Annotated in this window: 10 protein-coding genes and 6 tRNA genes; 15 read left to right on the forward strand and 1 reads right to left on the reverse strand. The window is 53.2% G+C overall.

The features are described 5' to 3' along the window. Positions 1-5: 5 nt before the first annotated feature. The 9 genes from nagC to ACMGGR_RS15070 all read left to right on the forward strand — a co-directional run bounded on the left by nagC (position 6) and on the right by ACMGGR_RS15070 (position 4,757). Positions 6-1,226, forward strand: coding sequence for a DNA-binding transcriptional regulator NagC (gene nagC / locus ACMGGR_RS15030; protein WP_246761490.1), 1,221 nt, complete (start codon positions 6-8; stop codon positions 1,224-1,226). Between the two features lie 5 nt (positions 1,227-1,231). Beyond that, positions 1,232-2,017: an HAD-IIA family hydrolase gene (locus ACMGGR_RS15035; protein WP_414147238.1), complete on the forward strand. Its 786-nt coding sequence runs from the start codon at positions 1,232-1,234 to the stop codon at positions 2,015-2,017. Between the two features lie 282 nt (positions 2,018-2,299). Then, positions 2,300-3,967: an asparagine synthase B gene (gene asnB / locus ACMGGR_RS15040; protein ID WP_246761488.1), complete on the forward strand. Its 1,668-nt coding sequence runs from the start codon at positions 2,300-2,302 to the stop codon at positions 3,965-3,967. Between the two features lie 218 nt (positions 3,968-4,185). Beyond that, positions 4,186-4,262, forward strand: a tRNA-Met gene (locus ACMGGR_RS15045). Positions 4,263-4,272: 10 nt separating this feature from the next. Then, positions 4,273-4,357: transfer RNA gene (locus ACMGGR_RS15050), tRNA-Leu, on the forward strand. A gap of 20 nt (positions 4,358-4,377) precedes the next feature. Further along, positions 4,378-4,452: transfer RNA gene (locus ACMGGR_RS15055), tRNA-Gln, on the forward strand. 35 nt (positions 4,453-4,487) lie between these two features. Beyond that, a tRNA-Gln gene (locus ACMGGR_RS15060) sits at positions 4,488-4,562 on the forward strand. Between the two features lie 36 nt (positions 4,563-4,598). Next, positions 4,599-4,675, forward strand: a tRNA-Met gene (locus ACMGGR_RS15065). 7 nt (positions 4,676-4,682) lie between these two features. Beyond that, positions 4,683-4,757: transfer RNA gene (locus tag ACMGGR_RS15070), tRNA-Gln, on the forward strand. A gap of 165 nt (positions 4,758-4,922) precedes the next feature. Here the strand turns inward: ACMGGR_RS15070 and ubiF are convergent. After that, a complete protein-coding gene (gene ubiF, locus ACMGGR_RS15075; RefSeq protein ID WP_414148976.1) occupies positions 4,923-6,101 on the reverse strand; it encodes a 3-demethoxyubiquinol 3-hydroxylase in 1,179 nt (392 codons plus the stop codon). A gap of 163 nt (positions 6,102-6,264) precedes the next feature. Here ubiF and miaB point away from each other — a divergent pair, with 163 nt between their 5' ends. The 6 genes from miaB to ACMGGR_RS15105 all read left to right on the forward strand — a co-directional run bounded on the left by miaB (position 6,265) and on the right by ACMGGR_RS15105 (position 13,229). Continuing rightward, a complete protein-coding gene (gene miaB, locus ACMGGR_RS15080; protein WP_246761486.1) occupies positions 6,265-7,689 on the forward strand; it encodes a tRNA (N6-isopentenyl adenosine(37)-C2)-methylthiotransferase MiaB in 1,425 nt (474 codons plus the stop codon). A 212-nt stretch (positions 7,690-7,901) separates the two neighbouring features. Further along, on the forward strand, positions 7,902-8,963 hold the full coding sequence (locus ACMGGR_RS15085) for a PhoH family protein (RefSeq protein ID WP_246761485.1): 1,062 nt from the start codon (positions 7,902-7,904) through the stop codon (positions 8,961-8,963). Next, entirely contained in the window at positions 8,960-9,430 is a 471-nt protein-coding gene (gene ybeY / locus ACMGGR_RS15090; RefSeq protein ID WP_414147239.1) for an rRNA maturation RNase YbeY, read from the forward strand. The genes ACMGGR_RS15085 and ybeY overlap by 4 nt, the downstream gene beginning before the upstream one ends. 70 nt (positions 9,431-9,500) lie before the next feature. Continuing rightward, the gene (gene corC, locus ACMGGR_RS15095) at positions 9,501-10,379 is read left to right on the forward strand and encodes a CNNM family magnesium/cobalt transport protein CorC (protein ID WP_246761483.1); all 879 of its coding nucleotides are present in this window, start codon (positions 9,501-9,503) and stop codon (positions 10,377-10,379) included. A 7-nt stretch (positions 10,380-10,386) separates the two neighbouring features. Next, positions 10,387-11,922: an apolipoprotein N-acyltransferase gene (gene lnt, locus ACMGGR_RS15100; RefSeq protein WP_246761482.1), complete on the forward strand. Its 1,536-nt coding sequence runs from the start codon at positions 10,387-10,389 to the stop codon at positions 11,920-11,922. A 407-nt stretch (positions 11,923-12,329) separates the two neighbouring features. After that, positions 12,330-13,229 carry an amino acid ABC transporter substrate-binding protein gene (locus ACMGGR_RS15105; protein ID WP_414147240.1) on the forward strand — a complete coding sequence of 300 codons (900 nt, stop codon included), beginning with the start codon at positions 12,330-12,332 and terminating at the stop codon, positions 13,227-13,229. The last annotated feature ends 13 nt before the right edge of the window (positions 13,230-13,242 follow it).

Below are 13,242 nucleotides of genomic sequence, written 5' to 3' on the forward strand. Positions count from 1 at the left end.
ACTGAATGACCACTGGCGGCCAGGCTCAAATAGGAAATGTGGATCTTGTTAAACAGCTAAACAGCGCGGCCGTCTACCGCCTTATCGACCAGCAGGGTCCGATATCGCGCATTCAAATTGCTGAGCACAGCCAGTTAGCGCCAGCCAGCGTGACTAAAATCACCCGCCAGATGATTGAGCGCGGGCTGATAAAAGAAGTTGACCAGCAGGCCTCCACCGGAGGCCGTCGCGCCATTTCTATCGTTGCTGAAACGCGTGGTTTTAACACTATCGGCGTTCGACTGGGCCGCAACGACGCCACGCTAAATCTGTTCGATCTTAGCGGTAAAGTGCTGGCGCAGGAGGATTATGCCCTGCCGGAGCGCACGCAGGAAACGCTGGAGCACGCGCTTTTTAACGCTATTGCCGGCTTTTGCGAACAACATCAGCGCAAGCTACGTGAATTAATCGCTATCGCCGTCATCCTGCCGGGCCTTGTCGATCCCAATAACGGCGTTATCCGTTATATGCCGCATATCGCCGTACAGCACTGGCCGCTGGTGGCTAATCTCCAGAAACGCTTTAACGTCACCAGCTTTGTCGGTCACGATATCCGCAGCCTGGCGCTGGCCGAGCACTACTTTGGTGCATCCCGCGACTGCGCGGATTCTATCCTGGTGCGGGTTCATCGCGGAACAGGCGCGGGCATTATCACTAACGGCCATATTTTCCTTGGCAGCAACGGCAACGTTGGCGAACTGGGCCATATTCAGGTTGATCCGCTGGGGGAACGCTGTCACTGCGGCAATTTTGGCTGTCTGGAAACCATTGCCGCTAACAGCGCCATTGAGAATCGCGTGCGCCACCTGCTTAAGCAGGGCTACCCGAGTTCGTTGACGTTGGACGACTGCCAGATGCCTAAAATCTGCAAGGCTGCAAATCGTGGCGATGCGCTGGCAGCGGAAGTGATTGAATACGTTGGCCGCCACCTGGGTAAAGCCATCGCCATTGCCATCAATTTATTTAATCCGCAAAAAGTAGTTATTGCCGGTGAGATAACCGAAGCGGATAAAGTTCTCCTGCCTGCCATTGAAGGCTGCATTAACACTCAGGCGTTGAAAGCCTTTCGCAAAAACCTGCCGGTATTGCGCTCTGAGATCGATCACCGTTCGGCTATAGGCGCCTTTGCGCTGGCTAAACGCGCTATGCTGAATGGCATCTTGTTGCAACATTTACTGGAAAGCTAACGTTAATGAGCGCTCTGACCCTGAACGACAGTGAAAAAACGACGATTAAAAACGTCATCTGCGATATTGACGGCGTGCTGATGCACGACAATACGGCCGTGCCCGGTGCCAACGAATTTCTACAGCGGATTCTGGATAAAGGCATGCCGCTGGTGGTGCTGACTAACTACCCTTCACAGACCTCGATGGATCTTGCTAACCGCTTTTCCTCTGCCGGTATCGATTTACCGGAAAGCGTTTTTTATACCTCCGCGATGGCTACGGCAGATTTCCTGCGTCGTCAGGAAGGCAAAAAGGCTTATGTGGTAGGGGAAGGCGCACTGGTGCATGAACTCTATAAAGCCGGTTTTACCATCACGGATATCAACCCCGACTTTGTTATCGTTGGCGAGACGCGTTCCTTTAACTGGGACATGATGCATAAAGCCGCGTATTTCGTTGCCAACGGCGCACGCTTTATTGCTACCAACCCGGACACGCACGCGCGCGGTTTCGTCCCGGCCTGCGGCGCGCTGTGCGCGGGTATTGAAAAGATATCGGGCAGAGCACCTTTTTATGTCGGCAAACCCAGCCCTTGGATCATGCGCGCCGCGCTAAATAAAATGCAGGCGCACTCGGAAGAAACGGTGATTGTCGGTGATAACCTGCGTACCGATATCCTGGCGGGCTTTCAGGCGGGGCTGGAAACTATCCTGGTGCTGTCCGGCGTGTCGACGTTAAGCGATATAGACGCCATGCCTTTCCGCCCCAGCTGGGTTTTTCCCTCCGTGGCGGACATCGACATTATTTAAATCCTCAGCCCGACCAGCGCGTCGGGCTTTTTAATCTTTTGGCCCTGTATAAAATTTAGCCGTAATTCAGCCTTCATTGAAGATTCATCAATAAAAAGGCGTTAAAAATAAATAATCATCAATATTTAAGGCTATGAAACAGGTAATTTAGCAGCGAAACGCTAAAAGAGTTGCATGGTCACGCAATCTGGCGCATTTTCTTATCTATCGGGCGAACAATTCGCCACTCGGTTTCTGTTTTCATCATTACTACCGTTGCGGTATGCCATTAGGGAGTTAGCTATGTGTTCTATTTTTGGCGTGTTGGATCTTAAAAGCGATCCTGTTGAACTGCGTAAGAAAGCGTTAGAGCTTTCTCGTTTAATGCGTCACCGTGGCCCGGACTGGTCAGGTGTTTACGCGGGCGATAACGCAATTCTGGCCCACGAACGTCTGTCAATTGTCGACGTTAACAACGGCGCACAGCCTCTCTATAACGCAGCCCATACCCACGTGCTGGCGGTAAACGGTGAAATTTATAACCATCAGGCGCTGCGTGCAGAGTTGAGCGGCCGCTACGAGTTCCAGACCGAATCCGATTGTGAAGTTATTCTGGCGCTTTATCAGGAAAAGGGCGTAGATTTTCTGGACGACCTGCAGGGTATGTTCGCCTTTATTCTGTATGACAGCGTAAAAAACACTTATCTGGTTGGCCGCGACCATATCGGCATCATTCCCCTGTATATGGGCAACGATGAACATGGCAACCTGTTTGTTGCTTCAGAAATGAAAGCGCTGGTGCCGGTGTGCAAATCAATTAAAGAATTCCCGCCGGGAAGCTATCTTTCCAGCACCGATGGCGAAATTCGCCGTTACTGGCAGCGTGACTGGTTCAGCTATGAAGCGGTTGAAGATAACAAAACCGACGCCGCCGCGCTGAAAGACGCGCTGGAAGAGGCTGTTAAAAGCCATCTGATGTCGGACGTGCCGTACGGCGTGCTGCTGTCTGGCGGACTGGACTCCTCTATTATTTCTGCCGTGACCAAAAAATTCGCGGCTAAGCGTATAGAAGATCAGGATAAGAGCGAAGCATGGTGGCCACAGCTGCACTCTTTCGCGGTAGGCCTGGAAGGTTCCCCCGATCTGAAAGCAGCGAAATCCGTGGCTGACCATCTGGGTACGGTACACCATGAAATCCACTTTACCGTGCAGGAAGGTCTGGATGCGATTCGCGATGTGATTTACCACATTGAAACCTACGACGTGACCACGATCCGTGCTTCTACGCCGATGTATTTAATGTCGCGTAAGATCAAAGCGATGGGTATTAAGATGGTGCTGTCCGGAGAAGGCGCGGATGAAGTCTTTGGCGGCTATCTCTATTTCCACAAGGCGCCGAACGCTAAAGAATTCCACGAAGAGAACGTACGTAAGCTGCTGGCTTTACATATGTTTGACTGCGCGCGCGCTAACAAAGCGATGTCTGCCTGGGGCGTTGAAGCCCGCGTGCCCTTCCTGGATAAAAAATTCCTCGATGTGGCGATGCGTATTAACCCGGCGGACAAAATGTGCGGCGCTAACGGCAAGATGGAAAAGCATATCCTGCGTGAATGCTTCTCCTCTTATTTACCGGAAAGCGTGGCCTGGCGCCAGAAAGAGCAGTTCTCTGACGGCGTAGGCTACAGCTGGATCGATACGCTGAAAGAAGTCGCGGCGAAGCAGGTTAGCGATCAGCAGCTGCAAACGGCGCATTTCCGTTTCCCATACAACACGCCTTCTTCTAAAGAAGGTTATCTGTACCGGGAAATCTTTGAAGAGCTGTTCCCTGTGCCAAGCGCAGCAGAATGCGTGCCGGGTGGTCCATCCGTTGCCTGCTCTTCTGCCAAGGCTATCGAGTGGGATGAGGCGTTTAAAACAATGGACGATCCTTCCGGTCGCGCCGTTGGCGTCCACCAGTCCGCTTATAAATAACTTACGGCTTTTATTCACAAAACGGGTCGCCAGCGGCCCGTTGTTGTTTAAAAAAACGCGTTAAAAGGGCAAGTTTTGCTGATTTAGTCGCCATACTGGTTATAAGCCAGACAAACGAATCATTTCAGCAAAAAAACGGGAAAAAACTTGTTGACGCTTTCAGGTCAACTTAGCATAATGCGCCCCGCAACGCCGATGAAGGTGACGTGAAAAAAGATGGCTACTTAGCTCAGCTGGTTAGAGCACAGCACTCATAATGCTGGGGTCACAGGTTCGATTCCCGTAGTAGCCACCATCTTTTTTTTGCGGGAGTGGCGAAATTGGTAGACGCACCAGATTTAGGTTCTGGCGCCGCAAGGTGTGCGAGTTCAAGTCTCGCCTCCCGCACCATTTTCATCGCAATGCACGGATGGGGTATCGCCAAGCGGTAAGGCACCGGTTTTTGATACCGGCATTCCCTGGTTCGAATCCAGGTACCCCAGCCAGTTTTTCTGATGGTTAGTGACTTGTTTACGGACATTGGGATATCGCCAAGCGGTAAGGCACCGGTTTTTGATACCGGCATTCCCTGGTTCGAATCCAGGTATCCCAGCCAGTCAGAATGTTGTATAGTTGTAACGCAGTAAAATTAGGCTACTTAGCTCAGCTGGTTAGAGCACAGCACTCATAATGCTGGGGTCACAGGTTCGATTCCCGTAGTAGCCACCAATTTTATTGGGGTGTCGCCAAGCGGTAAGGCACTGGTTTCTGATACCAGCATTCCGGGGTTCGAATCCCTGCACCCCAGCCAATAAGTAAAGAAGCCCGCGCAAGCGGGCTTTTTTACGTCTGTCGCCTGGTGAAACGCAACTTCTTATGGCGGTGCGCTTGCTAAAAGAGAAGCTATTCCGTTAAGTGCCATGCTGGCGCACGGAGACGCCAGGACAGCTTACAACTGTAAATGTCACGCCACTGCCTATAATCCCAACGCGTAACGCAGCGCCTGACGTTTTAACACGCCAGAACGTTCAGCGGCCATCAACCCTATATTGCGTAAAACGCGTAAAGGCGCGGCCTGGGTACTGAAAGCAAAATAGAAAAGATCCATACCGCTCTGCATCAGCAAATTATCTTTCTGCCGGGAACGCTGATAACGCAGCAAAACTCTTTCTGCAGCCCAATCTTCTGCCCGCTCCCGTGAGGCGCTAAGGATATCGATTAATGCATCCACGTCGCGATAGCCGAGATTAACGCCCTGCCCCGCCAGTGGGTTAATGGTATGGGCTGCATCACCTACCAGCGCCAGGCCTGGCAAAACGTAGCGGGTAGCATGGCGGCGAACCAGCGGGAAAGATCCTGCAGCAACCGGCGTTACTTTGCCTAATCGCGCCGGAAAATGCGTTTTTATCTCGGCAGAGAGCTGCGCCATATTCATCGCCTGTAGCTGACGAATGCGTGCCGGGCTGTCGTACCACACCAGAGAAGCCCAGCCGTCAGACAGCGGCAGAAATGCTCTTGGCCCTGCTGGCGTAAAATGCTGCCAGGTGCAGTCTCCCGCATCGTGCTCGCAGCGCACGCTGATTAACATGCAGGATTGAGCATAGTTCCAGCCACGTATTCCTATGCCCGCCAGCTGCCGTACCTGAGAATTCGCGCCGTCGGCCCCTATCACCAGCCTGGTGTTCAGCTTATCGCCGTTTTCCAGCGTTAACTGCCAGCCGCCGTTACAGGAATGTAGCGTTTTTAGCTTTGCCGGTGCCGTCAGCGATACCTCCTGCTGCTGTAGCCGCTCCCAGAGCGCTCTTTGCAGGATGCTGTTTTCGACCATATAACCCAGCTCGGGCAAACCAAGTGACGCCGCATCGAAGCTGACGTTCGCCGTTTGCCACTCCCAGGTTTCCAGCTTGCGGTACGGCGTGCAGCGCATAGCCTGGATGCCCGGCCAGACCTCCAGCTGCTTCAACAGGTCAACCGAAGAAGCGCCCAGGGCAGAAATTCTGATATCCGGCTCGCTCCGATCGTTGAATTCGGCCGGGATCTGTTTTTCCAGCACCGTTACCTTAAATCCCTGCGTCGCCAGTCCGCTTGCCAGCGCCGCGCCCACCATTCCGCCACCGACAATAGCGACATCCCATTTTTGCATTATTTCTGTCATCATATTTTCCTGTCCAGTGGACGTCTGACGAGCTAATTCTGTTAACCTTAGTGTACCGGATTTTTAGCAGCTGTTGAGAAAACGGCAGGGCGCTGGTCACCACAGCGGCAAAGCTTTACAATACGCCTCCTGCATTACCTCCTGCATGACAAATGGCAACCAGATGACGAAAAAACTGTATATCAAAACCTGGGGCTGTCAGATGAATGAGTACGACTCATCCAAAATGGCCGACCTGTTAAACAGCACTCACGGCTATTCTCTGACGGAAGTAGCGGAAGAAGCCGACGTGCTGCTGCTCAACACCTGCTCCATCCGTGAAAAGGCCCAGGAAAAAGTTTTCCATCAGCTTGGACGTTGGAAAACGCTGAAAGATCGCAATCCCGATGTAGTCATCGGCGTAGGCGGCTGTGTAGCGTCGCAGGAAGGCGATCATATTCGCCAGCGCGCGAATTTTGTCGATATCGTTTTTGGCCCGCAGACGCTGCACCGCCTGCCGGAAATGATCAATACCGTGCGCGGTTCTAAAAGCCCGATTGTCGACATCAGCTTCCCGGAAATCGAAAAATTTGACCGCCTGCCAGAACCGAAAGCAGATGGCCCGTCGGCCTTCGTTTCGATTATGGAAGGCTGTAATAAGTACTGTACGTTCTGCGTGGTGCCTTATACCCGTGGAGAAGAAGTCAGCCGCCCTTGCGACGACATTCTGTTTGAAATCGCTCAGCTGGCGGCGCAAGGCGTACGTGAAGTTAATCTGCTGGGCCAGAACGTTAACGCCTATCGCGGCGAAACCTTTGACGGCGAGCTGTGCACCTTTGCTGACCTGCTGCGCCTGGTTGCCGCCATCGACGGCATTGACCGCATTCGCTTTACCACCAGCCATCCGATCGAGTTTACTGACGATATCATTGAAGTCTATCGCGATACGCCGGAGCTGGTCAGCTTCCTGCATCTGCCGGTACAGAGCGGTGCCGACCGTATTCTGACGCTGATGAAACGCGCACATACCGCCCTGGAATATAAAGCGATTATTCGCAAACTGCGCGCGGCCCGTCCGGATATCCAGATAAGCTCGGACTTTATTATCGGCTTCCCGGGCGAAACCCAGCAGGATTTTGAGCAAACCATGAAGCTGATTGGCGAGGTCAATTTCGACACCAGCTATAGCTTTATCTATTCTGCACGCCCGGGCACGCCAGCCGCCGACTTGCCGGACGACGTACCGGAAGAAGAGAAAAAGCAGCGCCTGTGGATCCTTCAGGATCGCATTAACCAGCAGGCGATGGCGTGGAGCCGCCGCATGGTAGGCACCGTGCAGCGTATTCTGGTGGAAGGTACCTCGCGTAAAAACGTGATGGAGCTTTCAGGCCGCACTGAAAACAACCGTGTGGTTAACTTCGAAGGCACGCCGGAGATGATTGGTAAATTTGTCGATGTGGAAATCGTCGATGTCTATACCAACTCTCTGCGCGGCAAAGTCATCCGTACCGAAGAGCAGATGGGCCTGCGCACCAGTGAAACGCCCGCTTCCGTTATTGCGCGCACGCGGAAAGAGAACGAGCTGGGTGTGGGTCTGTTCCAGCCTTGATGTTATCTGGCTTCTGCGGCGAGCCTCACAGGTTCGCCGCTTTAATAGTGAAAACGCGTCTTGCTTTCTGCAGGCAGTGCCCAAATATCCCTTCCTGTGCTTGCGCATTGTTGCGCTGCCATAAATAATTCCCTTACGGTCACGCTCTTAGCGCGTGGCAAGCTGATACAACGCCATCCTCAACCTGGCCCTGAGCGACCCAAAGGATTAGTTTGAATATTGAGACACGCGAAATAACCTTAGAACCTGCTGATAATCACCGTCTGCTGAGCCTGTGCGGCCCGTTTGACGATAATATCAAGCAGCTGGAACGTCGGTTAGGCATTGAGATCAACCGTCGCGATAACGCCTTTAAGCTGGTCGGCAAGTCATTGACCGTGGATGCCGCCGCGCGCATTCTGCGCGACCTGTATGTTGATACGGCTCCCGTGCGTGGACATATCCCGGATATCGATCCCGAGCAAATTCATCTGGCCATTAAAGAGAGCCGGGTGCTGGAACAGTCAGCCGACAGCGTGCCGGAATATGGCAAAGCGGTAAATATCAAGACCAAACGCGGCGTAATCAAACCGCGTACGCCAAACCAGGCGCAGTACGTCGCCAACATGCTCGATCACGACATCACCTTTGGCGTTGGGCCTGCCGGGACAGGGAAAACCTATCTGGCGGTGGCGGCAGCGGTGGATGCGCTGGAGCGTCAGGAAGTCCGTCGTATCCTGCTGACGCGTCCGGCCGTAGAGGCTGGCGAGAAGCTGGGCTTTCTGCCAGGCGACCTCAGCCAGAAGGTTGACCCCTATCTCCGTCCGCTTTACGACGCGCTGTTTGAGATGCTGGGTTTTGAACGCGTTGAAAAGCTTATCGAACGTAACGTTATTGAAGTTGCGCCGCTGGCCTATATGCGTGGCCGAACGCTGAACGACGCGTTTATCATCCTGGATGAAAGCCAGAACACCACCATTGAACAGATGAAAATGTTCCTGACCCGCATCGGCTTTAACTCTAAAGCGGTCATCACCGGCGACGTGACGCAGATTGACCTGCCGCGCAACCTGAAGTCGGGTCTGCGCCACGCTATCGAAGTGCTGTCAGAAGTGGAAGAGATCAGCTTTAACTTCTTCCACAGTGAAGACGTGGTGCGTCATCCGGTCGTTGCCCGCGTGGTGATTGCCTATGAGGCATGGGAAGCAGCCGACCAAAAACGCCGCGATGCGCTGGCGGAAGAACGTAAACGCGAGGCGCTGGCAATGCAGCAGGCCGCGCAGGAGCCTAAATGAGTACCGTAATACTGGATTTACAGCTGGCATGTGAACAGCCGGCAGGATTACCGGCAGAATCTGATTTTCAGCGCTGGCTGGAAGCGGTGCTGCCGCAGTTTCAGGAAGAGAGTGAAGTGACGGTTCGCCTGGTCGATGAGGCCGAGAGCCGTGAATTGAATCACACCTACCGCAGCAAAGATAAGCCCACTAACGTGCTGTCGTTTCCGTTTGAAGCGCCGCCGGGTATTGAGCTGCCGCTGCTGGGCGATTTGATTATTTGCCGCCAGGTCGTGGAACAGGAAGCGGCGGAGCAGGAGAAGCCGCTGCTGGCACACTGGGCGCACATGGTGGTGCACGGCAGTCTGCATTTGCTGGGCTATGACCATATTGAAGACGACGAAGCCGAAGAGATGGAATCGATTGAGACCGAGATAATGCTTGCTCTTGGTTATGACGACCCGTACATTTCGGAGAAAGATTTGTAAACCGCGTCCCTTCCCGCTTTCCGGAAGGGACACCCTTAATCTCAATAAGAGTGACAGAAACAAAAACGCCATGAGCGATGACCATTCACAGAACAACGACAGTCCCAGTAGTAAAAAGGGATTTTTCACCCTTATCCTCAACCAGCTGTTTCATGGTGAGCCCAAAAACCGTGACGACCTGCTGGAACTGATCCGTGATTCCGAGCAGAACGAGCTGATCGACCAGGATACCCGCGACATGCTCGAAGGGGTCATGGACATCGCGGAACAGCGCGTGCGCGACATTATGATCCCGCGCTCACAGATGGTGACGCTAAAGCGTAACCAGTCGCTCGACGAGTGCCTGGACACGATCATTGAATCCGCCCACTCTCGCTTTCCGGTTATTAGCGAAGATAAGGACCACGTTGAAGGCATTCTGATGGCAAAAGATTTGCTGCCGTTTATGAGCAGCGAATCAGCCCCGTTCAGCATTGAAAAAGTGTTGCGTCCGGCCGTCGTGGTTCCGGAAAGCAAGCGTGTCGACCGCATGCTGAAAGAGTTTCGTTCGCAGCGCTACCACATGGCGATTGTAATTGATGAGTTTGGCGGTGTTTCCGGTCTGGTGACTATCGAAGATATTCTGGAGCTGATTGTCGGCGAAATCGAAGACGAATATGACGACGAAGAAGATCGCGATATCCGTCAGCTGAGCCGTCATACCTATACGCTGCGCGCCCTGACGCCAATCGAAGACTTTAATGAAATTTTCGAAACGCAGTTTAGCGATGAAGAAGTGGATACGATTGGCGGGCTGGTAATGCAGGCGTTTGGCCATTTACCGGCACGCGGTGAAAGCGTTGAGATCGAAGGCTATCAGTTTAAGATCGCCATGGCCGACAGCCGTCGTATTATTCAGGTTCACGTCAGAATTCCGGAAAACTCGCCGCAACCGATACTGGAAGAATAACCTCTCTATGGCTATTGCCTCTTTATACCAGCGCCAGCGGGTTCGCCTGCTTTTAGCGCTGTTGACGGGTGCCTCTGGCACCCTGGCGTTTTCGCCTTACGATTTCTGGCCCGCCGCGCTGATTGCGCTTTGTGGACTGCTGGCATTAACGCTTAACCGCACCACCCGTCAGGCGACCGCTATCGGTTTCGTCTGGGGCTTTGGCCTGTTTGGCAGCGGCATCAACTGGGTTTACGTCAGTATTGCCACTTTTGGCGGCATGCCTGGCCCGGTAAACGTCTTTTTGGTGATCCTGCTGGCGGCTTATTTGTCGCTTTATACCATGCTGTTTGCCGCACTGTTGAACCGTCTGTTTCCCAAAACCTCGCTGCTACGGCTGACGCTCGCCGCGCCCGTGCTGTGGCAAATCACCGAGTTTTTGCGCGGCTGGATCCTCACCGGCTTTCCCTGGCTGCAGTTTGGCTACAGCCAGATTGACGGCCCGTTAAAAGGACTGGGGCCGCTGGTCGGCGTGGAAGGCATTACCTTTGTGCTGACAATTGTTGCCGGCCTGATCGTTTATAGCGCGGCCAGACGTCAGTGGATTGCGGCAGTGGGCGCGCTGGCGTTGCTGCTGCTTCCGTGGCCGCTGCGCATGCTCAGCTGGTATCAGCTACAGCCGGAACGCACGGTTAACGTCGCGCTGGTACAGGGCAATATTCCCCAGTCGCTGAAGTGGGATGCCAACCAGCTGCTTAACACGCTGAAAACCTACACTGGCCTGACCCGTCCCTATGTCGGCAAAGCGCCGCTGATTATCTGGCCCGAATCGGCTATTCCCGATCTGGAATCAAACCAGCAGCCTTTTTTGCAAACTATTGATCGTGAACTACGCTCGCAGAACAGCGGCCTGATCACCGGTATCGTCGACTCGCGGCTGGAAAACAATCGCTATCACGACTACAACTCCATCGTGGTATTGGGCGATAAAAAGCCCTACAGCTACGAAAGCGGTAATCGCTATCAGAAAAACCATCTGGTACCTTTTGGCGAGTTCGTGCCGCTGGAAACCCTTCTGCGCCCGCTGGCGCCGTTTTTCGATTTGCCTATGTCTTCCTTTAGCCGCGGGGCCTATTTACAGCCTCAGCTGGAGGTAAACGGCTATAAACTGACGGCCGCTATCTGCTATGAAATCGTGCTGGGACAACAGGTGCGGGATAACTTCCGCCCGGATACGGATTTCCTGCTGACGATTTCTAACGATGCCTGGTTTGGCCACTCAATCGGCCCGTGGCAGCATTTTCAGATGGCGCGGATGCGAGCGCTTGAACTGGGACGTCCGCTGCTGCGCGATACCAATAACGGCGTGACGGCAGTGATCAATGCTGACGGCGACGCGGAAGAGATGATCCCCCAGTTTGCGCCTGGCGTACTGGCTGCGGACGTTACGCCAACCCGTGGCCTGACGCCTTATGCCCGCTTCGGTAACTGGAGCGTGTGGATTGCTACGCTGATTTTCGGCGCGGCCGCCGTGCTCGGTAGCCGCAGGCGTCGATTCCCGTAAAACATTTTCTTCTCTTCAGGCGCCGTTATCGGCGCTTTTTTTATCCGCCAATGGACCCCTCCCCTCTTAAAAGCTACTTAGTACAAAGCTCTGCCTCAGAACCTGGCATGACGATTGCAAAATACTTTCCCGTACGGGCTGAATTGTTTATGTGGGCCAGTCATTAACCGAAAATGCACCATAAAAATCTGCCTTTTGCGCCGTTGTGAAGCATTGCGCAATATAACGCCTCTTTTTGGTGCGGCGGGCCTCGCAAAATTGAAATCTTAATGTTTCACACCATTAACATTCAGCTATGTTAAGGCTGTTCAGCGCGCAATTGCGCTGTATTAAAAGAATAAGCCAAAGACAAACACACCATCACAAACAGCGCACCGTAATGGCGCTTTACCACGAAGGAGTTGGAGATGAAATTTCGGAAAACCGGGCTGTGTCTTTTACTGGCTGGCCTGTCCTCCGCTATCGCTTATGCAGACGACGCACCGCAAACAACCCTGGATAAAATCGCTAAAAACGGCGTTATTGTTGTTGGACACCGGGAATCTTCCGTGCCGTTTTCCTACTACGATAACTCGCAAAAAGTTGTGGGCTATTCACAGGACTATTCCAACGCCATTGTGGCGGCAATTAAAGCTAAGCTGAACAAGCCGGATTTACAGGTGAAAATGCTGCCCATCACCTCCCAGAACCGTATTCCGCTGCTGCAAAACGGCACCTACGATTTTGAGTGCGGCTCCACGACCAATAACGCGGAGCGCCAGAAGCAGGCCGCGTTCTCGGACACCATTTTTGTTATCGGCACCCGCCTGCTGGTTAAAAAAGGCAGCCCGATTAAAGATTTCCCGGACTTAAAAGGCAAAACTGTCGTCGTCACTTCCGGCACTACTTCAGAAATTTTGCTGAATAAGCTGAACGACGAGCAAAAAATGGGAATGCGCATTATCAGCGCTAAAGATCATGGTGATTCATTCCGCACGCTGGAAAGCGGTCGTGCCGTTGCCTTTATGATGGATGACGCGCTGCTGGCCGGCGAACGCGCCAAGGCGAAGAAGCCGGATGACTGGGTCATCGTCGGTACGCCGCAGTCGAAAGAGGCCTATGGCTGCATGTTGCGCAAAGGCGACACGGGCTTCAAGCAGCTGATGGATGAAACCATCGCCAAAGCGCAAACCTCGGGCGAAGCGACCAAATGGTTCGATAAGTGGTTTACCCAGCCTATTCCGCCTAAAAACCTCAACATGAACTTTGCGCTTTCTGAAGATATGAAAGCTACCTTCAAAACGCCGAATGACAAGGCGCTGAACTAATAACGAAAACAGG

The organism is Erwinia sp. BNK-24-b (assembly GCF_047456155.1).
GTDB lineage: Bacteria > Pseudomonadota > Gammaproteobacteria > Enterobacterales > Enterobacteriaceae > Erwinia > Erwinia phyllosphaerae.

What these genes read in the sequence shown, in the direction of transcription:
- nagC (WP_246761490.1), top strand. Translation starts at nt 6, where the DNA reads ATGACCACTGGCGGCCAGGCTCAAATAGGAAATGTGGATCTTGTTAAA.
- ACMGGR_RS15035 (WP_414147238.1), top strand. Translation starts at nt 1,232, where the DNA reads ATGAGCGCTCTGACCCTGAACGACAGTGAAAAAACGACGATTAAAAAC.
- asnB (WP_246761488.1), top strand. Translation starts at nt 2,300, where the DNA reads ATGTGTTCTATTTTTGGCGTGTTGGATCTTAAAAGCGATCCTGTTGAA.
- ubiF (WP_414148976.1), bottom strand. Translation starts at nt 6,101, where the DNA reads ATGACAGAAATAATGCAAAAATGGGATGTCGCTATTGTCGGTGGCGGA.
- miaB (WP_246761486.1), top strand. Translation starts at nt 6,265, where the DNA reads ATGACGAAAAAACTGTATATCAAAACCTGGGGCTGTCAGATGAATGAG.
- ybeY (WP_414147239.1), top strand. Translation starts at nt 8,960, where the DNA reads ATGAGTACCGTAATACTGGATTTACAGCTGGCATGTGAACAGCCGGCA.
- corC (WP_246761483.1), top strand. Translation starts at nt 9,501, where the DNA reads ATGAGCGATGACCATTCACAGAACAACGACAGTCCCAGTAGTAAAAAG.
- lnt (WP_246761482.1), top strand. Translation starts at nt 10,387, where the DNA reads ATGGCTATTGCCTCTTTATACCAGCGCCAGCGGGTTCGCCTGCTTTTA.
- ACMGGR_RS15105 (WP_414147240.1), top strand. Translation starts at nt 12,330, where the DNA reads ATGAAATTTCGGAAAACCGGGCTGTGTCTTTTACTGGCTGGCCTGTCC.